This window comes from Labedella gwakjiensis (assembly GCF_003014675.1).
Taxonomy (GTDB): Bacteria; Actinomycetota; Actinomycetes; order Actinomycetales; family Microbacteriaceae; genus Labedella; species Labedella gwakjiensis.
Genome location: NZ_PYAU01000001.1, coordinates 957145 through 979979 on the forward strand (window position 1 = coordinate 957145; position 22835 = coordinate 979979).

Below are 22835 nucleotides of genomic sequence, written 5' to 3' on the forward strand. Positions count from 1 at the left end.
GCCGGCGCGTGTATCCGCCTCATGCCGAGCGGGTCCCGTCCGCGAGCGCGTCGCGCAGCGCGTCGACGATGCGGGTGGCGCGCCTGTCGTCGCCCGCCTCCATGCGGTTGGTGAGGAACGCGAAGCCCACCTCGTGCTCCGGGTCGGCGAAGGCCACCTGCCCGCCGGCGCCGTCGTGTCCGAACGAGGAGGGCGTGAGGAGGCGCCGCGCCTCGGAGTCGAGCTGGAAGCCCATCCCCCACCGCGGCCACGGGCCGGGGAGGTCGAAGACGGGACGGCCGGAGGTCTGCTCGCGGGTCGCCTCGTGCACGACCACCTCGTCGAGCGAGCGCACCCCGTCGGTCTCGACGACCGTCGACGACCACATCGCGGCGAGCGCGCGCGCCGTGCCCACGCCGCCGGCGCCCGGGACCTGCGCGCCGAGCACCTCGACGTCGTTGAAGCCGACGCCGTCGGCGATGAGCTCGGGCGGGAAGGCCGCTCCGAGGGTCATCGCTCGCGCCGGCCAGTCGATCGTGTCGGGCGCGCGCTGCGCCTCCTGCGCCGCCGTGAGGGCGGCGAGCGACGGACCCACCGTCATCGGCGCGAGTCGCTCGCGCTGCTCCACCGGCAGGCCGAGCCAGAAGTCCGCGGCGAGCGGATCGGTGAGCAGCTGCCGGAGGTACTCGCCCGGCATGAGCCCCGTGACCCGTCGCACGAGCTCGCCGGCGAGCCAGCCGTGCGTCAGCGCGTGGTACGAGTAGCCGGTGCCGGGCTCCCACAGGGGCGCCTGTTCGGCGAGCGCGTCGGTCACGCGCGTCCAGTCGAGGAGGTCGTCCCTGGTGAGGTCGCGTCGCGGCGCCGAGAGTCCCGCCTGGTGGGAGAGGGCGTGCCGCACGAGCACTCTCTCCTTGCCGGCGGCGGCGAACTCGGGCCAGTAACGGGCCACGGGCGCCTCGTAGTCGAGCAGCCCGTCCTGCACGAGCCGGGCCGCGAGGAGCGACATGACGCCCTTCGTGGAGGAGAACACGACGCTCGCCGTGTCCTCCCGCCAGGGCCGACCGTCGCGCACGTCCGCGACGCCGCCCCAGAGGTCCACGACGGGTTCGCCGCGGTAGCGCACGGCGAGTGCCGCACCCATCTCGGTGTCGACACCGCCATCCGCTCCGGCGAACGCCTGCTCGAACGCCGAGCGGACGGCGTCGAACCGCGGGGCGACCGTGCCGTGGACGGGGACGGAGCGCACGGCGCTCATCCCTTCACCGCGCCCTGGAGGAGCGCGCGGATGAACTGCCGCTGGAAGACGAGGAACACGATGATCGCCGGCGTGATGATGATGAGCGCTCCGGCGTTGAGCAGCGGGATGCTCAGCGAATACTGGCCCTGGAAGAACGTCAGCGCACCGGCGACCGTGCGGTTGAGCGGGTTCGCGATGAGCACCACCGGGAGCAGGAACTGGTTCCACGTCCAGAGGAAGAGCAGGATCGCGAGGGCGGAGAGCGCCGGGCGGGCGAGCGGCAGCTGGACGCTGCGGAACTCCTGCCACACACTCGCGCCGTCCACGCGCGCGGCCTCGGACAGCTCGGGCGGCACGTTCACGAAGTGGGCGCGCATCCAGAAGACGCTGAACGGCATGTACAGGCCGATGAGGGGGAGGATCACGGCCCACTGGGTGTTGAGAGTGCCCATCGACTGCGACTGGTAGTACAGCGGGATGATGAGCGCTTCGAACGGGATCGTGAGACCGAGCACGAAGAAGAGCAGGATCGCGCGCGAGCCCGGGATCTTGAGCGCCCCGAGCGCATAGCCGGCGAGGGTGGCGACGAGGATGCTGATGGGCACGACGCCGAGCACGATGAACGCGCTCGACTGCATGAGAACCCACACATTGCCCACCTCGAAGGCCTCGACGAAGTTGCCCCACTGCGGATCGGTGGGCCAGACGAGTCCCGTCGGGTTGCGATCGGCGGGTTGGAGGGCCGCCGACAGCATGCTGACGAGCGGCAGGACGGTGAGCACGAGGATCGCGACGAGCAGGATGCGACCCGTCCACGCCTCGATGCGGCTGGCTTTCATCAGTCGTTCGCCTTCGAGAGTCTTTGGATCGGAAGGACCACCGCGAGCACGAGCACCATGAGCACGATGCCGAACGCGGACGCGAGGCCCACGTCGCTCTGGGTGAATCCGATCCGGAAGATCGAGATGCCGGGCACGAGGGTGGCCCGGCCCGGTCCGCCCTGGGTGGACGTGTAGATGATGTCGAAGCTCGACAGCGCTGCGATCACGGTGAGGGTCACGAGCACGACGATCTCCTGGCGGAGGCCCGGGACCGTGATGGTGAAGAACTCGCGCCACCACCCGGCTCCGTCGAGGCGGATGGCCTCGTACAGCGCCGTGTCGATCTTGCCGATGCCGGTGAGCAGCAGCACGGTGCAGAGGCCCGTGAGCACCCACGAGCCGATGAGGCCGACGGCCGGCAGTGCCGTCGCGTAGTCGGCGAGCCACGAGCGGGTGATGCCGCCGAGGCCGATCCAACCGAGGATCTGGTTGATCGTCCCCGTCTGCGCGTACATCCACGACCAGGCGATACCGGCCGCGGCGAGCGGGATGATCTGCGGGAGGAAGAGGATCGTCTGGGCCGCGCTCGAGAAGACGCCGGCGCGGATCGACCGGATGAGCGTCGCGAGCACGAGTCCCACCGTCACGGGGATGACGGTGAAGAAGAGGATGAGGATGAACGCGTTCACGATCGAGCCGAGGAGGGCCGGATCGGTGAAGACGGTCGCGTAGTTGTCGAGACCGACCCACTCGGCCACGCCGATGCCGTTCCAGTCGTAGAACGAGTACTGGACGCCCTGGATGAGGGGCCAGATCACGAAGCCGACGTAGGCGGCGAGGGCGGGGACGAGCAGGATCCACCCCGTGAGCGCGGCCCGTCGGGCCGCCGCGCGAGCGGCGACCCGACGGGTGGGGCGGACGGTGAGGATGGGACCGTCCGCCCCGGCATCGCTCGCCAGCGAGGGGCGAGCGTCGAGCGAGGGCGACGACATCAGCCGCCGATCTCGCTTTCATAGAAGGCCTGGACGCGCTCGACGAAGTCCTTGCCGGTGATCTTCCCGGTGACGAGCAGCTGCGACTCGGGGATGATCGAGCCGGAGTAGATGCCAGCCGTGGTGTTGGCCATGAAGTCGACCTGGCCGTTCTCCTCACCGATCTGCGCCGCCATGGCGAGGGCCTGCTCGATGAGCGACCCGGCCTCGACGGTCGGCTGCTCGAGCGACGGGTCGCCGCCCGGCGATGCGCCCGTGACGTCGACGACGATCTGGCGAGCCGTCTCGTCCGTGTGGATCCAGTTGAGGAAGTACACGATCTCGTCCATGTTGTCGGAGCCGGCGGCCACGGAGAACGAGTTCGCCGCTCCCATGGCCACGTGGTCGCCGCCCTCCTCTGCCGGGGGCACGAGGAAGTAGGAGACGTCGCTGCCGAGGGCCTTCTGGTAGTTCGCGGCCTCCCAGTTGCCGTTGAAGGTGAAGAGTCCACCGCCCTCGGAGAAGCGCGTCACGAACGTGAAGTAGTCGACGGCGTTGATGTCCTCGTCGAAGTAGCCGGCCTTGGCCCACTTCTCGATGAGCTCCGCGCCCTCGATGTTCCCGTCGGTCGCGTAGGTCGCGTCCGGCTCGTTGAACATCCACGAGAGGAACTCGTCCTTGTCGGCGTACTGGTTCATCGCGGCCTGCACGACGAAGTTCACGACGCCGTCCTTGTCGCCCGCGACGATCGGGGTGACGCCGGCGGCCTTGGCCGTGGCGAGGTCCTCCTCGAGCTCCGCGATCGTCTGCGGGGCCTCGTCGATGCCGAGCTCTCCGGCGATCTTGTCGTTCATGTAGATGCCGGTGATGCTGTAGCCGAGACCGAGCTGGTAGAGCGAGCCGGAGCCGCGCACGCCGTCCTCCGTCATGCGGAGCGGGGCGAGCTGCGAAGCGGGCCACGCGTCCCAGCCGTACGCGTCGTAGTACGGGTCGAGATTCGCGAGCAGGCCGTCCTTGACGGTGTCGCCGATCGTGGGCAGACGGATGAGGTCGGGCGGGTCGTTGCTCGCGAGGAGCTTCGGGGCGTTCGCCGTGAGGTTCGCGAACGTGTCGCGCGTGATCTCGAAGGTCACGTTGGGGTGCTGCTTCGTGAACTCCTCGGTCAGCTCGTCCGTGACCGGGAAGCCGGTCTCGTCGGCGATCGTGAGGACGACGTCCTCGCTCGTGAGCTCGGTGCTCACGTCGGTGTTCTGCGTCGCGGTCGGGGCCGAGGCTCCCGGTGCGCAGCCGGACATCGCGAAGACGCCGACGGCTGCCGTCGCCGCGATGGCGAATCGGGCCGCCCGGCGGGGCAAGCGGCGGGGGGATGGTGCCATGAGGTGGACTCCTTCGTCTACGGGCGTGGTGCTGTATCGGTGCGGGTGATCGCTGAATTCGGGGTGCTAAATGGTTTCAGCACTCATAGGATGAGGGGACGGGCGAGAAAAAGCAAGAGGTCGTGACCTCACCGATATCATCGGCCGCACGGACGGTACCCCCGCGACGACGACGAGCAGGAGACGACATGGCAGCGAAACGCGTGACGCTCGCCGACGTCGCCCGCAAGGCCGGCCTCTCGAGCGCCGCCGCGTCGATGATCCTCAACGGCCGACCCGACACGCGTCTGTCGAAGGAGGCGCATGAGCGCGTGCTCGCCGCCGCCGCGGAACTCGGCTACCGCCCCAACCTGGCGGCACGCGGCCTGCGCACCGACAAGACCCAGACGATCGGTTTCGTCTCCGACCTCGTCGCCACCACGCGCTTCGCGAGCGGACTCATCACGGGGGCTCTCGGCGCGGCGGAGAAGGCGCGCCACGTGCTCCTCGTCACGGAGACGGGGGGCGATCAGCGGCGCGAGACCGATGCGATCGCCGCCCTCGTCGACCGTCAGGTGGACGGCATCGTGTTCGCCACGATGCGGGCGCGCGACCTCTTCATCCCCGACCTGCCCGAGACGACGCGCGCCGTGCTGCTCAACGCGACCAACCCGCGGTACCCGCTCAGCGTCCTGCCCGACGAGGAGACCGGCGGCCGTGCCGCCGTCGATCTGCTCGTCGCCGCGGGACACCGCGAGGGCATCGCCCTCCTCGGTCAGAACGACGACGTGGAGCGGGAGCTCTTCCGCTCCACCACGATCTCGCGACGGGCCGCCGGCATCCGCGCGGCGATGCGCGAGCACGGGCTCGCGTTCGCCGCGGAGGAGTCGATCTGGTTGTGGGAGCCGCAGAACGGCTACGAGGCCACGCATGCGCTGTTCGACCGGGAACCCGGCATCCGGGCACTCGTCTGCATGAACGACCGGCTCGCCTTCGGCGCGTACCAGGCGCTCGGGGAGCTCGGGCTGAGCGTTCCGGACGACGTCTCCATCGTCTCGTTCGACAACGACGAGCTCGCCGCATACCTGCGCCCGGGACTCACGACGGTCGGCCTGCCGCACGAGGAGATGGGCGCGCGCGCGATCGAGCTCCTGCTCGCCGAGGGCGGGACGACCGAGGGCGAGACGCTCGTCGACATGCCCGTCGTGGAGCGGGCGTCGGTGGCCGCTCCCCGCGCCTGACTTTCGGGCTGGTCGGCCGCATTATCCGTCGAGCGCAGGGTTCTCGTCCGAGGACCTCGAACGGTGCGACGATGGAGGCGCGCGGATCCACCGCAGAACACGACCGCCGACGGGAGACATCATGGACGACTTCTCCGTCATCCCCCTCTGGGCTGCCGCGCGGACCCAGCCGACAGCCCTCGTCGAGGCCGTCAGGGGGTCCGGTCCGGCCGACGCCGCCGACGCGCCGGACGAGGCGAGCGAGGCGGACGAGCCGAGCGAGGCCGACATCCTGCGCGTGTTCGCCGCGTTCCAGGCCGGCGAGTCGACCGCGTCGGCCTCCCTCCTCACCTTCGACATCCTGAACGAGTCGCTGGAGTCCCGCGGGTCGCGAGGCGCGGCCGAAGCCATCGTCGCCCGCCTCGCACACAGCCACCTCTGCCGCGCCCTCGGCCGCCTCGAGGACGCGGCCTCCGACGTCGCGGCCGCGCGCGGGCACCTCGCGTCGATCCTCCACGCGCCCCACCGCCTCGCGCTCACGGCCGACGTCCTCGTGGAGGACGGCCTCCTCCACCTCCTGCGAGGCGACCTCGCCGCGGCACACGAGTCGCTGCTGGCCGCCACCGACCTCGGGGTCCTCTCCCACCCCACCGCGCAGTCCGCCTGGGCGGGTCTCGCCGTGACGACTTACGTGTACGGCGACCCCGTCGACGCCGACATGTGCCTTCGCCGCGTCGAGGCCGACGCGTCTCCCCTGGGAGCGGACGCCGCGGCGCTCCGCGACATCGCCGCGCTGCTGCTGTCGCCCGAGCGCGGTCCGACAGCCGAGTTCTACGCGCTCGCGCGGGCCGTCGACGCCCCGAACGCCCCCGCCGCCTGGGTGCCTCTCACCCTCGCCGCCCACGGGTACTTCATGGCGCGCGAGTCGCTCTTCGCCGAAGCGCTCGAACAGATGCAGCGCGTCGCCGCCGGCCTCGACGGCTACTGGTCCGACTGGGCCGACATGATCCGCGCGTTCGTCCACATGCGGCTCGGCGGGGTGGAGTCCGGCTGGGAGTACCTCGAGCGGGTGCGCCCCGACGATCGGCACGCCCTGTGCCCCTTCCGGGAGATCGCCGCGCTCCGCCTCCGTCTGAACGACCTCCCCGGCGCCGAGGCGGCCATCGCCGAGTGCGAGCTCGTCGGCGACCGGCACGTCCCCCGATCGCGGATGGCGATCCAATGGCTGCGCGCGGCCATCGAACTGCGGCGCGGGCGCATCGCCGAGTCCGACATCCATGCGGACGTCGCGCTCATCACGATGACGCGGAACGATACGACGGGTCCGATGTACTTCCCGCCCCTCGACGACATCCGCTCGCTCGTCGCTCGAGCACGAGCGCGCGGGACCGCCATCCCGCTGCTCGATCGTGTGGCCGCCCTCGACGACCGGAGCCGACTCGTCAAGACCTTCGTCGCGCTCACCGCGCGGGAACGCGACGTCCTGTCGCTCCTCTGCGCCGGGGCGTCGAGCGATCAGATCGCCGACGAGCTCGTGCTCTCGCGCAACACCATCAAGACCCACTTGCGCCGCGTGTACAGCAAGCTCGGGGCGTCGAGCGCCCAGGAGGCCGTGCGCATCGCCCGTTGGATGGGCCTCACCGTCTGAGACGAAAATCGCACCGGAGTCACCCCGAGATCACCCTCCCGTCGCCCTTCGCGGGGAGTTTCCACGGTGTGAGATGAAGGCGGAAGGCGAGATGGGGACGCCGGCCCCGGTTCTAGCCCGGAGGCCCCGGATGCAGGATCCGGTTCCCACCGGCCGCGGAGCACCCCCTCAGCTCCGCGGCCGGTTCTCCCGTTTTCGTGAGACCACCGCGAGGTGCGGACGTCCGGCCCGATGGACCCGAACCGCCGGCAGACGTCCGCACCTCCCGGTTTCCCCTACCCGTGTATCCGCAGGCGTGCGTTCGCCTGGCGTTCACCGGCGGTTCTCCTGCGATCGACACACTCGACGAGACCCCTGCCCCCTTTCGTCCCGAAGGTCGTCACGCATGCGCTCCCGCCCCCGTTCCCCCCACCGATCCCGAGCGCTCTCCGCCCTCGCCGCCGCCGTCCCCCTGCTCGCAACCATCGCGATCGCCCCGACGCTCGTCGTCGACTCCGCCGCGGCGGCCGAGCCCACCGACATCCGCATCAACGAGGTCGTCCAGAACGGCGGCACCGCCGGCGACTGGATCGAGTTCACCAACACCGGCTCCGAGGCCGTCGACGTCTCGGGCTGGATCGTCAAGGACGACAACGACACGCGCACCGACGCGCTGCCCGCCGGTTCGGTCATCGCTCCGGGGGGCTACCTCGTGTTCGGCGAGCCCGGCCTCACCTTCGGACTCGGCCGCGCCGACCAGGCCCGCCTCTTCCTGCCGGACGGCACCACCGAGATCGACGCGTTCGCGTGGACCGACCACTCCCCCACGAGCTATGGCCGCTGCGCCGACGGCACCGGCGAGTTCACGGTGACCGCGGCCTCCACGCCGGGAGCGGCGAACGCGTGCGGCGCCGACCCGGCCGACGTGGTCGTCATCAACGAGATCGAGTCGAGCGGCGGCACGCCCGGCGACTGGATCGAGCTCACGAACACGGGACTCGTCGCCGTCGACGCGGCCGGCCTCGTGATCCGCGACTCCGACGACACCCACACGTTCGTGGTCCCCGCCGATTCGACCATCGAGCCGGGTGGATACCTCGTGGTCGGCGAGCCGGAGATGACGTTCGGCCTCGGCGGCGCCGACAGCGTGCGCCTCTTCGACACCGACGGAACGACCCTCGTGGACGAGTACGCCTGGACGCAGCACGCGGCCACCACCTACGGCCGCTTCCCGAACGGCACCGGCGAGTTCACCGAGACGCTCGAACCCACGAAGGGTGCGGCCAACACCATTCCGACGCCCGAGGGCCTCGACGTGCGCATCAACGAGATCGAGTCGAACGGCGGGACCCCGGGCGACTGGGTGGAGCTCGTCAACCCGACGAGCGCCGCGATCGACGTGTCCGGCTGGATCGTCAAGGACAGCGACGACACCCACGTGAGCACGCTCCCCACCGGCGCGAGCGTTCCGGCCGGCGGCTACTACGTCGTGGAGGAGGCGCAGCTCGGCTACGGGCTCGGCGCGTCCGACGCCGTGCGCCTCTTCGCGCCCGACGGCGTGACGATCGTCGACCAGTACGCGTGGACGGCCCACGCCGCCACGTCCTACGGGCGCTGCCCCGACGCCACCGGCGAGTTCGCCCTCCAGACGAGCACCACGAAGGCCGCGGCGAACGACTGCGGCTCGCCCATCCGCATCAACGAGGTCGAGTCGAGCGGCGGCGACCCCGTCGACTGGATCGAACTCGTCAACAACGGCGCAGAGCCCGTCGACGTCTCGGGGATGATCCTCAAGGACGACAATGACGCGCGCACCCTCGCGATCGCGTCCGGCACGACGATCGCGGCGGGCGGCTACCTCGCGGTGGACGTCGACGTGGACGGCGGCTTCGGCCTCGGCGGCGCCGATTCCGCCCGCCTCTTCGACACCGACGGCACGACACTCATCGACGGGTACTCCTGGACCGAGCACGCCGCGACGAGCTACGGGCGCTGCCCCGACGGCACCGGCGAGTTCGCCCTCACGACCGCTCCGACGAAGGGCGCGACGAACGCGTGCGACGGCGACCTCGTGACGGAAGCCTGGCCCGGCGGCGAGACCGTCTCCACCGTGGACGAGGCCGGCTACTTCGGCACCAACATGAGCGGTCTCGCGTTCGAGGACACCGACGAGGGTTCCGGAACCGACACGCTCTGGGCGGTGAAGAACGGACCGGGCACGCTCTACCGCCTCGAGAACACCGACGGAACGTGGGCGCCGGTGACAGACGCCGGCTGGGCCGACGGCAAGACGCTGCACTACGCCGACGGCACGGGTGACGTGGACGCGGAGGGCGTCGCCCTCACCGACGCCGGAGCGGACGGCGGCATCTTCGTCTCCACCGAGCGGAACAACGCCGTGTCGGGCACGAGCCGTCCGTCCGTGATCCGCTACGACGTGGGCGGCACGGGCACCGAGATCTCGGCGACGCGCGAGTGGAACCTCGCGGCCGACCTCGCGACGGACGTTCCCACGATCGGGGCGAACGCGGGCCTCGAGGGCATCGCGTGGATCCCCGACGCCGACCTCGTGGCGAAGGGCTTCGTGGACGAGAGCACGGGCGCGCTCTACGACCCGGCCGACTACCCCGGTCACGGCGGCGGGCTCTTCGTCGTCGGACTCGAGGCGAACGGTTCCCTCTACGTCTACGCGCTCGGTCAGGAGACGGGCGACATCACGCGGATCGCGACCGTCGCGAGCGGCTTCCTGAGCATCATGGACCTCGAGTACGACCCGGCGACGGACGAGCTGTGGGCGGTGTGCGACGACACGTGCGACGGCCGCTCGGCCGTCCTCGACGTGGTCGGCACCGATTCCGCCGCTGACGCCGACACCGCTGACGCCGTGGCGGCGGCCGCTCCCGGCGCCTTCGCGGTCGAGACGGTCGTCGAGCGACCGGCCGGCATGCCCAACGTCAACAACGAGGGCTTCGCGATCGCGCCGAACGACCAGTGCAGCGACGGCGTGAAGCCCGTCGTCTGGTCGGACGACAACGGCACGGACGGCTTCTCGCTCCGCGAGGGCACGATCCTGTGCACGCTCGACGAGCCGACGGAACCGACCCCCGGTCCCACCGACCCCGGCACCGACCCGAGCGACCCCGACACGGGCGCCGGGCCCGATGCCCCGGGCACAGGCACAGACGCCGGCGCGGGCGACGGCCTCGCCGTCACTGGTGCCGCCGAGCCGATCGGCGCCCTGGCCGCCGCGCTCGTGCTGCTCCTCGCCGGAGCCGCGGTGGTCGTCGCCCGCCGCCGCAGCCACGGCGCCGCCGAGTAGCCCGACCCGCGAGACGACGGAAGCCCCGCGACCTTCCGGTCGCGGGGCTTCCGTCCATTCACGGGGTCACTCGTAGCGGAGGGACTCCACGGGGTCGGCCTTCGCCGCGCGAGCGGCGGGGAGGGTGCCGGCGAGGAACGCGATCACCATGATCACGACGATCACGACGGCGATCGAGATCGGATCGAACGCGATGAGCGTGAGTCCCGGCAGATCGGCGAGCAGCGTCGTCGAGAGTGCCGAGCTGATCACGCTGCCGGCGAGCATCGCGATCACCACTCCGATGGCGCTCCCGAGGAACCCGATGAACGTGGCCTCGAGGCTGAAGAGCCCGAACACCTTGCCGCTGCCCATGCCCATCGCCTTCATGAGCCCGATCTCACGCGTCCGTTCCTGCACCGACATGAGCAGGGTGTTGACGATGCCGAAGCTCGCGGCGAGCAGGGCGATGATGGCGAACGCGTTGAGCACGAGCACGATGCCGTCGATGACGGTCTTGATCGTGCCGAGCTGGTCGGCGACCGTCACGCCGGAGTACCCGTCGTCGGCGAGCCGGTCCTTGAGCGCCGTGATGTCGGCGTCCGTCGCATCCTCCGCGAACCAGACGCTCGCTTGCGCGTAACGCTCGGTCTGCTCGGTGGGCAGACCGGTGTTCTGCAGGGTGTACAGCTCGTCCGTGAGGGCCGTGTTGGGCACGATGCTCGCGCCCGTCGCGGAGGCGATGGACGATTCCGCGACACCGACCACGGTCGCCTCCACCGTGTGCTGCGTTCCCACGGCGTCCGTCACGGCCAGCGTGACGGTCTTCCCGACAGCGTCGGCGTCGTCGTCGTAGCCGAGCGCGTCGACGTAGGACACGGGGAGGACCACCTGGAAGTCGTCCGTCGAGCCGTCCGGCTGCTCGCCCGCCGTCAGCTGGATCGACTGCCCGGCCACGAGACTGCCGACACTCGCGACGTACTTCGTGTCGTCGGCCCCCTCGACGTAGTCCGCGGAGATCGACTTCGTCGCCTCCACCTCGAGGACACCGTCGATCCCCTCGAGCGTGTCGAGGTCGTCGGGAGTGAGGGCCACGACCGTCGAACCCGGGGCCCCGCCGGCCCCGCCGCTCGCCACGGCGTCCGGGTCGTACTCGGCCGGCCCGTCGTCGGAGTCGCCGATGGTGGTGGCCGTCTCCGACGGCTTCGTGACCGTCATGACGTCGGACGCGCCGACGGCCGTCACCGTGTCGTCGATGTACGCGTTGATGCCGGTGCCGAGGCCCTGCGTGAGGGTGAGGGTGAAGGCGCCGACGAAGATCGCCAGGATCGTGAGGATCGTGCGCGTCTTGGCCCTGAACGTGTTCGAGACGGCCGAGCCGACGAGGTCCACGGCGTTCATGCGGCCACCTCCGGCGAACCGTGGCGGCCGTGAGGCGCCGACGTGGTCGAGGCGTCCGGATCGTTCGGTCGTGAATCCTCCACGAGCACCCCGTCGCGGATGACGAGGCGACGGTCGCAGCGCGCGGCGAGATCCTCGTCGTGCGTGACGATGATGAGTGTGATGCCGTTCTCGCGGTTGAGTCCGAAGAGGATGTCCTCGACGATCGCTCCCGTGTTCGAGTCGAGGTTCCCCGTCGGCTCGTCGGCGAAGATGATGCGCGGGTTGTTCACGAGCGCCCGAGCGATGACGGCGCGCTGCTTCTGACCTCCCGAGAGGTTCACGGCCTTGTTCTTCGCCTTGTCCGCGAGGTCGAGCTGCTCGAGCGCGGCCATCCCTCGACGCTTCCGCTCGGCCCGGCCGACGCCGGCGATCTTCATCGGCAGGATGACGTTCTCGAGGACGCTCGCGTTCGCCGTGAGGAAGAACTGCTGGAACACGAAGCCGAATGTGCGGTTGCGCGTGCGATTGAGCCGGCCCCCGGTGAGCGTACGGGTGTCGACGCCTTCGAGCGCGATCGTGCCGGAGGTGGGGGCATCGAGGAGCGCGAGCGTGTGCATGAGCGTGGACTTGCCGGAACCGGACTTGCCGATGATCGCGACGCTCTCGCCCTCCGCGATGTCGAAACTCACCCCCCTGAGCGCATCGAAGCGGTTCTGGCCTCGGCCGTACGACTTCCGTACGTCGGAGACCGAGATGATCGGGCTGGGCATGCTGACTCCTCGGGTGTCGGGCCGGTCTCTCCTGGCCACCTCTCGAGCCTCCCGCGGCGCGCCGATCCGCGCGTCGCCCCACCGCGGACACTGCGACTACCGCGGTCGCGGTACGCCGGCTGCTCCGCTGGAGGGATGCGGCTTCCATCTCGTGGCACCAGACTGAAGCGATGGACGTGGGACGGGACCGATGAGCGCATCCGCTCCAGCGCCGTCGCGCCTCCCCGGCTGGCTGGGCACGTCTCAACCGGTGACCAGCCGGCTCTCGCCCGGGCGTCGGCTCCTCGCCGCGTGGGCCGGGGATCTCTTCGCCGCGCTTCTCATCATCGCCGCGGCCTTCTCCCCGTTCATGGCCGACCGGCCGGAGACCGTGGTCGAGCGGGCCATCGTCATCGCGCCGGCGTTCCTCCTCCCCCTCCGCCGCCGCTGGCCGGTCCCCGTGCTCGCGCTGTGCCTCGTCGCCTACGGCGCAGCGGCGATGACGGGGGTCCTCGCCCACGGCGTCGTGCTCGCCTCCGCGATCGCGATGTTCGGGGTCGCGAACCGTTCGGACCGCCGTCGGACGATGCTCGTCGCGGGCGTCGCGATCGCCGGCATCGTGGGGTTGAGCCTGCTCGCCGCGATCAGCAGCGCTGCCGACCCGCGCGTCGTCCAGTTCGCCGTGACGATCGCGTTCTCCGCGGCGGCCGGCGATGCGACGCGATCCCGTCGCGAATACATCGTGGCGATCACGGAGCGCGCCGAGCGCGCGGAGCAGACCCGGGAGGCCGAGGCCCGACGGCGCGTCTCCGAGGAGCGACTGCGGATCGCGCGCGATCTCCACGACGTGGTCGCGCATCAGATCTCCGTGATCAGCCTCAACGCCGGCGTCGCCTCCTCGTCCCTGCGCTCCCGGCCCGATCGCGCGGAGGAGTCGCTCGGCACCATCCGCAGCGCTGCTCGCACCGTGCTCGGCGAGATCGGGGACCTCCTCGCGATGCTCCGCGCCGACGGCGACGACGCCGTCGACCGTGCGGCACCCCCTCAGGGGCTCGACGGCCTCGACGGTCTCGTGTCCGAGTTCGCGACGGCGGGACTCGACGTGCGCGTGCGCGTGGAGGGAACGATCGACGAGCTGCCGGCGACCGTCGACGTGGTCGCCTACCGCGTCCTGCAGGAGGCGCTCACGAACGCTCTCAAGCACGGAGCCGAGCGGCGTGCCCACGTGCTGGTCTCGGCGGGGCCGGCCGCCGTGGAGATCGTCGTCACCAACCCGACGATGCCGGCGGTGCCCGACGGCGATCCGACCGCTGCCTCAGCCGGCGGGTACGGTCTGCTCGGCCTCCGGGAGCGAGTCGCCGCCGTCCGGGGCACGATCGATGCTCGGCCCGCCGCGGGGGGATTCCGCCTCGCCGCGACGCTCCCGACCACGGTCGACGACGCCGAACGCCCCGACGCCGCCGTTCGCCCCGACCCCGCCGTTCGCCCCGACCCCATCGTTCGCCCCGACCCCATCGTTCGCCCCGACCCCACTGGCCGGCCCGATCCGGAGGAGACCACATGACGCGCGTCCTCGTCGTCGACGACCAGTCGCTCATCCGCCAGGCGGTGTCCGCCATCCTCGACGGGGTCGACGGCGTCGACGTGGTCGGCGAGGCGCCGGACGGCCACGGGGCCGTCTCGCTCGCGCGAACGCTCCACCCCGACGTCGTGCTCATGGACATCCGCATGCCCGGTCTGGACGGCATCGCCGCCACGGCCGCGATCTGCGCGGATCCCGAGCTCGCCGAGACGCGCGTGCTCATCCTCACGACGTTCGAGGAGGACGAGTACCTCGTGCAGGCCCTGCGGGCGGGCGCGAGCGGATTCATCGGGAAGGGGGCCGAGCCCGACGCGATCGTGCGCGCCGTGCGCTCCGTGCACGCGGGGGACGCGCTCCTCTCCCCCGCGGCGACGCGCAGCCTCATCACCCGCTACGTGCTCCCGCGGGCCGACTCGGCGCCGCGCCCCCTGCCGCCGGAACTCCGCGAGCTCACCGATCGCGAGAGCGAGGTACTTCTGCTCGTGGCCCGCGGGCGGTCGAACCAGGAGATCGCGGACGATCTCGTGATCTCGCCCCACACCGCGAAGACCCACGTGAACCGGATCATGACGAAGGTGCACGCGCACGACCGCGCGCAGCTCGTGATCCTGGCCTACGAGAGCGGCCTCCTCGAACCCGGTGGCGGCTGAGGGGCCACGTCCCGGTCAGGACGCCGGGCTCGCGAACGTCTGCGTGCCGACGACGCCGAGGAGCGCGAGCTTCTCCGCAGCCTCCGTGTGCGGCGCCGCCGTGAGCACGAGGAGCGCTTGCGAGCGGTCCTCCGTGAAGAGCGACTGGCAGTCCACGTCGATCGCGCCGATCTCGGGGTGCACGAGCGTCTTGTGGTCCTCGAAGCGGCGGGCCACCTCGTGCCGCTCCCACAGCTCGGCGAACTCCGGCGAGTGCTCGAGCAGCGCGGACACGAGTGCCCCGGCGCGCGAGTCTGCTCCCATCGTCCCGTGGGCGGCGCGAAGGGCAGCCACCTGCGCACGACTGTGACGGTCGCGATCCGCCTCCGGGTAACGCAGTCGTTCCCGCTCGGGGTGGAGGAACCAGCGGTAGACCTCGCTGCGCTCGAGCCCCGTGTACACCGAGGCGTCGCCGAGCAGGGCGACGGCCAGGCGGTTCTGCACGAGCGTCTCGCCGAGGTTCGAGATGATGAGCGCCGGGGTGTCCTGCAGACGGTCGAAGACGCGCAGGAGCGCGGCGGCCACGTGGGAGCCGGGGTCGGTGCGATCCGGCGGGTTCTGGCCCGCGAGCCGGAAGAGGTAGTCGCGCTCGTCGTCCGTCAGCCGGAGCGCGCGGGCGATCGACGTGAGCATCGGCGCGCTCGGCTGCGGCCCCCTCTGCTGCTCGAGTCGCGTGTAGTAGTCGACGGACATCGAGGCGAGGAGCGCGACCTCCTCGCGGCGCAGCCCCGCGGTGCGCCGACGCGCGCCGTCCGGCAGCCCGGCGTCGGAGGGCTGGAGGACCTCCCGGTGGCGTCTGAGGAAGTCGGCGAGAGCTGCGCGGTCCATGCGTCCATCCATGTCCCCATTGTGCGCGCGGTCGCAGCCCGCGAACCAGGGATCGCTGATCCCCCGATGGATGCGCCCTGCCGGTGGCGTGCGAACGGGTGGAGAGTCGAACCATGCAGATCACCGGACACACCATTTTCATCCCCGGCGCCACGAGCGGCATCGGGCTGGCCCTCGCCCGCGCCTTCCACGCCGCGGGCAACGTCGTCATCGTCGGCGGGCGCCGCACCGAGCTGCTCGAGCGAATCGTCGCCGAGAACCCCGGAATGCACGCCGCGCGCATCGACACCGCCGACCCCGCGAGCATCGCGGAGGCCGCCGCGACCGTCATCGCCGAACACCCCGAGCTCGACACCCTCATCACCATGGCCGGCATCATGCGGGCCGAGGACTGGCATTCCGCCGACGGCTTCCTCGACACCGCCGAGGAGATCGTGACGACGAACGTCCTCGGCCCGATCCGCCTCATCGCGGCCTTCGTCGAGCACCTCCAGAGCCGCCCGGATGCGACCATCATGACCGTCTCCTCCGGCCTCGCGTTCGCGCCCCTCGCCGTGACACCCACCTACAACGCGAGCAAGGCGGCGATCCACATGCTGAGCGAGTCGATCCGCCTCCAGCTCGCGGACACGTCCGTGCGGATCGTCGAGCTCGAACCGCCGTCCGTGCGGACGGCGCTCATGCCCGGTCAGGAGGAGAGCGAGTTCGCGATGCCGCTCGACGACTTCGTGACCGAGGTCATGGGGATCATCGCGTCGTCGCCCGACGCGACGGAGATCCAGGTGGAGAACGTGAAGTTCCTGCGATACGGAGAGGCGCGCGGCGACTATCCCTACGTCGTCGCGACGCTCAATCGGCTCGACCCGCACGGGCACTGACGGTCGCGGGCTGGCCGGACGAGTGCCGGCCGGACGAGTGCCGGCGTCGACAGCCGCACGGCGTCCGGTAGCATCTGGAGGCCCACTATCGGTCGAGCGGCGGCGACACCACCCTCTCGACCCGATGTCGAGGGATCGGCAGACTGGGACCCCCCGCTCACCCGAAGCGCCAGGAGGTCGCCCGTGCGGATCGTCGCCGTCGCCCTGTCCACCGTGATCGGACTCGTCGTGATCACCACGACGACCGTCGGAATGCCGACCATCGGCGTCAGTGGTGGCGCGATCGTGCCGTTCGTCTCGGCGCTCGTCGCGTTCTGGGGCGTCGGCTTCCTCGCGAGCGCGATCCCCGCCGTGTCCCTCCGCGATCCGTCGTCGGCGGACGGTCGACGGGCGTCGCGGATCTTCGCCGGCGCGTCCGCCGCTGTCGCCCTCGCGGCCGCTCTGCTCGTCGCGGTGCCGACGGTCGCGGGTGACGTCCCCCTCGCCGTCGGGTCCGCCACGGTGGCGGGCGGCGCTCTCTACGTCGCGGCCAACGGGGCCCTGGGGCGGTACCTGCGACGACGGGCCGAGGGGCGACGGCTCGAACCGTTCGCCATCCCGCCGCTCGATCCGGACTACTCCCGTCGGCGGGCGCGTTCGGTCGTCGTGATCTCCGCGACCGTCCTCATCATCGGGGTCTTCTACGCCCTCGCCGCCGGCCGTCCCGCGGTCGAGTCGGCGCCGAGCACCCCGACGACGATCGCGATGGCCGTCTCACTGACGGCGATCGTCGCATCCGTCATGTGCGCCGTTCCCGTCGTCACCCTGTCCGGCCGTGTCCGCGACCTGTCCGGGACGGACGCCGCACGGCTGCGACGCATCCGCGGCGTCGTCCTCCGCGGCAAGCGCACGCCTCTCTCCGACGACGAGCTCGACATCGCCGCCCGCTACGCACCCTTCGCCGCGCAATCGCAGCGCTGGACGCTCGCGCAGACGCTCACCCTGCTCGTCGCGCTCCTCGCGATCAACGAGCCCGTCCCCGACAGGCCCCTCCAGCTCGCGATCTGGATCGCGTTCCCCATCCTCGCCGTGATCGTGACCGCTCTCGGCCTGCGTGCAGCGCACCGTGCGGAGACGTACGCGCTCGCGCACCGGAACGACGCCCCCGGGGCGGCCTCACCGGCGGATGCACTGTCGAGTGGGCGATCGTGAAGATCGCCGCGTTCGCGCTCACGACGCTCCTCTCGATGGCCCTGCTCTTCGGCTTCGTGTTCGGGATCGTCGCATCGGACGACGAGCTCTCGACCGGTGCTCTCATCGCGACGGTGACGGCGATCACGGCTTTCATCATCGCGGGATTGATGGCCGGATTCCTTCTCGTAACGTCGGGTCGAGACCCACGAACGGAGGATGGGCGACGGTTCTTCCGACGCGGTGCGATCATCCTCGGTGTCCTCGTCACCGGGGCGGTCGTGGCCCTCGTCTCGGCGGCCGTCGTCGGCCCTGTCTCGCCTGCGACGGTGGCGGTCTTCCTCGCATCGGGCCTCCTCTACGTCGCACTCAACGTGATCGGCGGCGAATACCTCAGGCGACGTGATGACCGACTCCGGCCGACCCGGCCCACGGTGGCACCATTCGACGAGCCCACGACGCGACGACGCATGCGCACGGCCTCGACGATATTCGTCGTCCTCCTCGCCGTGGGTGTTCTGACGACGATCGTCGTGTCGACGGCGTGGGGCGACGCGAGTGATGTTCCGCCCCTGCTCGGACTCTCGGTCCTCTTCGCCGCTCTTGGTGCGGCATTCGTCAGCCTCAACGCGGTCATGAGGTTGAACACGGCCGCTCGTGAGTTGATCGGGACGGACGCGGCACGGGGGAAGCGGATCGGTCGTCACATTCGTGGACACGACGCCGAGGTCTCCGACGAGGAACACGCTCTCGCCGTGCGCTACGCACCGCTCGGCCGTTCCCTCCTGGGGTGGAACATCGCCCAGTTCACGCTGTTGCACGTGGGGCTGCTCGCACAGAACCTCGGACGACTACTCGGCGAGGACAGCGATCTCGATGTGCTCTACGGGGCCGTCTCGGTTGTCCTGGTCGCCGTCGGGGCTGCGCTCATTCCGCACATGGCGCATCAATACCGCACCATCGGCCGGTTCATCGCCACTCACGTCGACACGGCCACTGCAGCCATCGGCGACGATGGCGGAGCCGGTCAGAGCACAACAGCCGATCACTCCCCGAGGTAGCGCCGCAGCTGGATCTCGACCGTGCGCAGGCGCCACCTCACGCGCACCGAGGTGAAGCCTCGGCGCTGCAGCTGCCTGGCCGACTCCTCGGAGAGACGCATCCCGGATTCGGGGTTGTCGCGCCAGCCCGACGTGGAGTCGTAGACCTCGCGGATGCGGGGCGTGGCGCGCTCGGAACGGAACTTGCGGACGCCATAGGGCGTGACGGTCAGTGACACGTGAACTCCAGTACCGGTCGGACGCGGAACGAAGGATGCGAGTCTCAGCGCCGATGCAGAGGTCGTGCGAGCCATGCCCTCACATGCTCACGGGGCCAGGGTACTCCTCCGCCGCTTCGAGGACGAGACCCATATCCGGGGTACCCGGGTGAATGTGTGGTGACGCGACCCGGGGACCGCTCGGCGGTGGTGCGAAGGTGATGACGCGCCGGTGACGGCGCGATTCCATCAGGTGCAGCGCCGCCCGTCTCGACTCGACGGCGAGGTCTCGGATGACCCGGCGATCCGCGGAGTCCTGCCGCGAGAGAGCCTCCGCGACCGGTCGAACGGGCGTCCACGGAGGGTGCCGGTCCGCCGATGGGCCGCACGGCGGGGGTCAAGACCTGGGAGACTGACGAGATGACCTATCCCACCGTGTTCCGCAACACCCGGAAGAGCGAGCGCGCATTCCTCGCAGATTATCGACCGGAGCAGGCGGGCTGGTCGGACAGCACGGGTACGACGCTCCTCATGTATGCGCTGCGGAACCCGGACATGTCGGCGCGCATCGCGATCGCCGGCCGCCTCATCGACGACGGCGCGGACACCGCCGTCGAGACGAGCGATCACGTGAACGCCCTGCACGTCATGCTCGGGTCGATGACCCACGACTTCGAGCGCGAGCCCGCGCTCCTGCAGCGACTGCTCGACGGCGGCGCCGACGTGAACCTGTGCGCCGGGCAGCGCACGGGCACCCCGATCCAGGCGCTCACCCGCAACTTCACCTTCTCGGATGCGATGCTCGCACCCTTCTACGACGTGCTCTTCGCCCGTCCGGAGCTCGACGTCACGAGCCAGAGCCGTACCGGCAGCAGCGTCATCGACGGCGCTCGCGCCATCGGCGCACGTCGCGCCGACCTGCTCGCGCGCTGCGAGGCGCACCTGGCGCGCGTCGCCGCGTAGCGACGAGGACTCGTTCGCTGCGTCGACACTCATCCTGTGCGCGGGAGCGGTATTCGCACTCGGGACATTCCGGCTGGCGTCCACTCGTTGATTCCCGGGCCCCGCACGTGCGGGACTCCGTCCGGCATGGAGAGGCGCCACGGTCCGGAATCGATGCGTTGGTGGTGCCCCCAGCACAGCAGGACCCCGTTGTCGACGTGCGTCTCACCTCCCTCTCGCCAGGGCACGACGTGATGGACCTCGCACCACCCCGCGGCGGTCGTGCAGCCGGGGATGACGCATCCTCCGTCACGCGCGATGATCGCGCGACGCTGAGACGAGGTGAAGCACCGCTGGACCGATCCGAGTGACAGGACCCGGCCGGACTCGTTCATCGTCACGATCTGCATCCCGCGCGAATCGACGAGTCGTTCGACGGCGCCGGCGGAGATCGGGGTGGTGTGGTCGTCGAGGAATCCGACGCCGCCGTCATCGAGGGCCTTCTTGGTGACCGTGACGATCACGGCCGGAGCCGAGCCGGCGATCTCCGGAGCGTCTTTCACGCGTGCCGCCGCGCCGAGGATGTCCGCGAGCGTGTCGTGGCGTCGCTGGGCGGGGGTGCGGTCGTCAGCGACGATGTACCCGGCCGCCTCGGCTCCTTCCGCCTGGGCTCCCGCCGCCTCGCCGTCGTCGCCAGGGCCTGTGGCATCGGCGCCGAAGGCGACCTTTCGCCGGTGTGCCTCGACGAGGCGCTTGAACTGCGCCCCGACCTCCGCGACGAGCATTCCCGTGACGGGGATCATGCCTTCGGGCGTCTCTCGGCCGAACGTGAGTCGGCGCCGCATGCGCGCCGTGCGCTCCGTGGGTTCCGCTCCATCGGGGTCGATCGCGAGGAGGTAGAGCGCGACCTGCTCCCTCACGAGTTCGGCCCGCAACGGCGGTCGGCTGTGACTGCCCCTCGCGAGCTCGACCAGACCAGCCTCGGCCTCGTGGATGACGCCGGAGTCCACCCGCAGCGCAACGCCACCGAGCTCTCGCGTGATGATCTCCGCCGCCTCGACCCCGAGCTCACCGTCGAGCACGGCGTCGGCGACCGCAGGGAAGCGCGGGGCGACCGGGGCACCCGAGAGGGACAGACCGGAGCTGATCCGTTCGCCGAGCCGGATACGGCGGGCCGCCTCGGCCTCGGACACGCCGGCGAGCTGCGCGACGGCGTCTCGCGCGGACGCGTATCCGGCCGCGCCGAGAGTGTCGACGGGGCCCATCATGCGCTCCGACGCATCCGCAGCATGCACGGCGCGGAGCCCGTCGATCAACCTCCCGAGCTGCTCGAGCCGGGGCACGCGAGCCAGGAATCGCGCACCGGAGAGACGGGCAGGCGACGCCTCACGCGTGACAGCCTCGAGGAGCGCGATCGCACCCTCGATCGCCTCATCGGCGGCGTCGGCTGCGGGGTTCATACGACCAGTGAACACGACACCACCGACATTCGGACGGTATCCGGAAAAGGAGTCAGTTTCTCTGAGAGATGCGGCCTGTGGACGACAGGTCGGGGTGTCGAAGAGGCACCTCTGGGTAGACTCCGGGACCGAAGGAGCCGCGTCATCCGAGTACCCGAAGGGGCACCCCTGGGCAGACCGACGGACCGTAGGAGTTGCGTCAGCCGAGTCCCGGTCGCCGGGCCCGTCGAAGGGTGACGCGGCGGCCCGCCGTCCGCGACCTTCGACGGGCTCGATGCCCGAGAGACGCCTCTCGCACCGGTTCGGGCTCGAGCGTCCGCACCCGACGAAGGACCCGACGAAGGACCCGACGGGACGCACTACGCTGAGCGGGATGAGCGACGGTGGAGGCAAGCGGCGGGTCGGCGTGCGCGACGTCGCGCGGCATGCCGGCGTGTCCACGCAGACCGTCTCCCGCGTGCTCAACGACTACCCCGGCATCCGCGACGACACCCGCGAGCGCGTCCTCGCCGCCGTCGCCGACCTCGACTACCGCATCAACAACGCGGCACGCGCGCTGGGGACGAGCCGCTCGCGAACCGTCGGCGTCGTCGCGTCCGACACCGCGCTCTACGGCCCGTCGGCCGGGATCGCCGCGCTCGAAGCCGCGGCGCGCGACCGGGGACGCTGGATCGCGACCGCCTACGCGAACGCCGAGGACGAGTCCTCCTTCGCCGCCGCAGTCCGGCACCTGCTCGCCCAGGGGGTCGACGGCATCGTCCTCGTCGCGCCTCACGTCGGCACGCGTGCGACGCTCGACGAGGCGGGGCTCGGCGTCCCCGTCGTGTCGTTCCACGAGGAGACCGGCGAACGTCAGGCCGACGGCGCAGCCCTCGCGGTGAACCACCTCGTGGAGCTCGGGCATCGCCGGCTCGCGGAGGTCGCCGGGCCGTCCGACTGGTTCGAGGCCACGGCGCGTTCAGCGGGCATCGCCGCTGCGGTCGCGGGCTCCGGTGCCGCCGTGACGGACGAGTGGAGCGGCGACTGGACCGCATCCTCGGGGTACGCCCTCGCCGACGAGGTCGCCGTCCGGATCGGCCGCGATGACGGACCGACGGGCATCGTGGTGGCGAACGACCAGATGGCCCTCGGCCTCATCGCCGGCCTGACGGCCCGGGGTGTGGCCGTGCCTGGCGCCGTGTCGATCACCGGTTTCGACGACAACCCCGATGCCCCCTTCTACACGCCGGCCCTCACGACGGTGCGCGTCGATCTCGCCGGTGAGGCCCGCCGCGCCGTCGCCGAGGTGCTCGGCGAGTCGGCGCCTCCCCCGTCTCCGCCCCTCCTCGTGGTGCGCGACTCCACCGCCCCGCCGCACACGTTCGCCGCCACTCTGTAGGAGCCGGGGC

At 70.8% G+C, this 22835-nt stretch carries 19 protein-coding genes; 10 read left to right on the plus strand and 9 right to left on the minus strand.

Features of this window, described 5'->3' with window-relative positions; translation table 11 throughout:
- Window positions 1-19: 19 nt before the first annotated feature.
- The 4 genes from CLV49_RS04480 to CLV49_RS04495 are packed head-to-tail and all read right to left on the minus strand — an operon-like array spanning window position 20 to window position 4384.
- On the minus strand, window positions 20-1234 hold the full coding sequence (locus CLV49_RS04480) for a serine hydrolase domain-containing protein (protein WP_106562457.1): 1215 nt from the start codon (window positions 1232-1234) through the stop codon (window positions 20-22).
- Window positions 1231-2055: a carbohydrate ABC transporter permease gene (locus CLV49_RS04485; RefSeq protein WP_106562458.1), complete on the minus strand. Its 825-nt coding sequence runs from the start codon at window positions 2053-2055 to the stop codon at window positions 1231-1233. Before CLV49_RS04485 ends, CLV49_RS04480 begins: the two co-directional genes overlap by 4 nt.
- Window positions 2055-3029, minus strand: coding sequence for a carbohydrate ABC transporter permease (locus CLV49_RS04490; protein ID WP_106562459.1), 975 nt, complete (start codon window positions 3027-3029; stop codon window positions 2055-2057). The genes CLV49_RS04485 and CLV49_RS04490 overlap by 1 nt, the downstream gene beginning before the upstream one ends.
- Window positions 3029-4384, minus strand: coding sequence for an ABC transporter substrate-binding protein (locus CLV49_RS04495; protein WP_106562460.1), 1356 nt, complete (start codon window positions 4382-4384; stop codon window positions 3029-3031). Before CLV49_RS04495 ends, CLV49_RS04490 begins: the two co-directional genes overlap by 1 nt.
- Before the next feature lie 188 nt (window positions 4385-4572).
- Here CLV49_RS04495 and CLV49_RS04500 point away from each other — a divergent pair, with 188 nt between their 5' ends.
- The 3 genes from CLV49_RS04500 (at window position 4573) to CLV49_RS18455 (ending at window position 10529) form a co-directional block, all read left to right on the plus strand.
- A complete protein-coding gene (locus CLV49_RS04500) occupies window positions 4573-5604 on the plus strand; it encodes a LacI family DNA-binding transcriptional regulator (RefSeq protein ID WP_106562461.1) in 1032 nt (343 codons plus the stop codon).
- 121 nt (window positions 5605-5725) lie between these two features.
- The gene (locus CLV49_RS18450) at window positions 5726-7231 is read left to right on the plus strand and encodes a helix-turn-helix transcriptional regulator (protein ID WP_208019865.1); all 1506 of its coding nucleotides are present in this window, start codon (window positions 5726-5728) and stop codon (window positions 7229-7231) included.
- A gap of 385 nt (window positions 7232-7616) precedes the next feature.
- Window positions 7617-10529, plus strand: a complete 2913-nt coding sequence (locus tag CLV49_RS18455; protein ID WP_208019866.1) for a lamin tail domain-containing protein — start codon at window positions 7617-7619, stop codon at window positions 10527-10529.
- Between the two features lie 66 nt (window positions 10530-10595).
- Here CLV49_RS18455 and CLV49_RS04525 read toward each other — a convergent pair whose 3' ends face one another.
- Together CLV49_RS04525 and CLV49_RS04530 are read right to left on the minus strand one after the other, a co-directional pair.
- Entirely contained in the window at window positions 10596-11909 is a 1314-nt protein-coding gene (locus CLV49_RS04525; RefSeq protein ID WP_106562462.1) for an ABC transporter permease, read from the minus strand.
- A complete protein-coding gene (locus tag CLV49_RS04530) occupies window positions 11906-12661 on the minus strand; it encodes an ABC transporter ATP-binding protein (RefSeq protein WP_106562463.1) in 756 nt (251 codons plus the stop codon). The genes CLV49_RS04525 and CLV49_RS04530 overlap by 4 nt, the downstream gene beginning before the upstream one ends.
- A gap of 190 nt (window positions 12662-12851) precedes the next feature.
- Here CLV49_RS04530 and CLV49_RS04535 point away from each other — a divergent pair, with 190 nt between their 5' ends.
- Both CLV49_RS04535 and CLV49_RS04540 read left to right on the plus strand, forming a co-directional pair.
- Entirely contained in the window at window positions 12852-14204 is a 1353-nt protein-coding gene (locus tag CLV49_RS04535; protein WP_106562464.1) for a sensor histidine kinase, read from the plus strand.
- Window positions 14201-14872, plus strand: a complete 672-nt coding sequence (locus CLV49_RS04540; protein ID WP_106562465.1) for a response regulator — start codon at window positions 14201-14203, stop codon at window positions 14870-14872. The genes CLV49_RS04535 and CLV49_RS04540 overlap by 4 nt, the downstream gene beginning before the upstream one ends.
- 15 nt (window positions 14873-14887) lie before the next feature.
- On the opposite strand, the gene CLV49_RS04545 is transcribed toward CLV49_RS04540, so the two are convergent.
- Window positions 14888-15739 carry a helix-turn-helix transcriptional regulator gene (locus CLV49_RS04545; protein ID WP_106562466.1) on the minus strand — a complete coding sequence of 284 codons (852 nt, stop codon included), beginning with the start codon at window positions 15737-15739 and terminating at the stop codon, window positions 14888-14890.
- Between the two features lie 113 nt (window positions 15740-15852).
- Here CLV49_RS04545 and CLV49_RS04550 point away from each other — a divergent pair, with 113 nt between their 5' ends.
- The 3 genes from CLV49_RS04550 to CLV49_RS04560 all read left to right on the plus strand — a co-directional run bounded on the left by CLV49_RS04550 (window position 15853) and on the right by CLV49_RS04560 (window position 18848).
- Window positions 15853-16617 carry an SDR family oxidoreductase gene (locus CLV49_RS04550; RefSeq protein WP_106562467.1) on the plus strand — a complete coding sequence of 255 codons (765 nt, stop codon included), beginning with the start codon at window positions 15853-15855 and terminating at the stop codon, window positions 16615-16617.
- A gap of 183 nt (window positions 16618-16800) precedes the next feature.
- Window positions 16801-17808 (plus strand): hypothetical protein, encoded by a 1008-nt coding sequence (locus CLV49_RS04555; protein ID WP_106562468.1) that lies wholly within the window; start codon window positions 16801-16803, stop codon window positions 17806-17808.
- Window positions 17805-18848 (plus strand): hypothetical protein, encoded by a 1044-nt coding sequence (locus CLV49_RS04560; RefSeq protein WP_106562469.1) that lies wholly within the window; start codon window positions 17805-17807, stop codon window positions 18846-18848. The genes CLV49_RS04555 and CLV49_RS04560 overlap by 4 nt, the downstream gene beginning before the upstream one ends.
- Here the strand turns inward: CLV49_RS04560 and CLV49_RS04565 are convergent.
- On the minus strand, window positions 18833-19066 hold the full coding sequence (locus tag CLV49_RS04565; protein WP_106562470.1) for a hypothetical protein: 234 nt from the start codon (window positions 19064-19066) through the stop codon (window positions 18833-18835). The two genes, CLV49_RS04560 and CLV49_RS04565, sit on opposite strands and share 16 nt — an antisense overlap.
- Before the next feature lie 399 nt (window positions 19067-19465).
- Between CLV49_RS04565 and CLV49_RS04570 the strand changes: the two genes are divergently transcribed.
- Window positions 19466-20008, plus strand: a complete 543-nt coding sequence (locus tag CLV49_RS04570) for an ankyrin repeat domain-containing protein (protein WP_127054464.1) — start codon at window positions 19466-19468, stop codon at window positions 20006-20008.
- A gap of 29 nt (window positions 20009-20037) precedes the next feature.
- Here CLV49_RS04570 and CLV49_RS04575 read toward each other — a convergent pair whose 3' ends face one another.
- Window positions 20038-21447, minus strand: a complete 1410-nt coding sequence (locus CLV49_RS04575; RefSeq protein WP_106562472.1) for an HNH endonuclease signature motif containing protein — start codon at window positions 21445-21447, stop codon at window positions 20038-20040.
- A 373-nt stretch (window positions 21448-21820) separates the two neighbouring features.
- Here CLV49_RS04575 and CLV49_RS04580 point away from each other — a divergent pair, with 373 nt between their 5' ends.
- On the plus strand, window positions 21821-22825 hold the full coding sequence (locus tag CLV49_RS04580) for a LacI family DNA-binding transcriptional regulator (RefSeq protein ID WP_106564886.1): 1005 nt from the start codon (window positions 21821-21823) through the stop codon (window positions 22823-22825).
- Window positions 22826-22835: the final 10 nt, after the last annotated feature.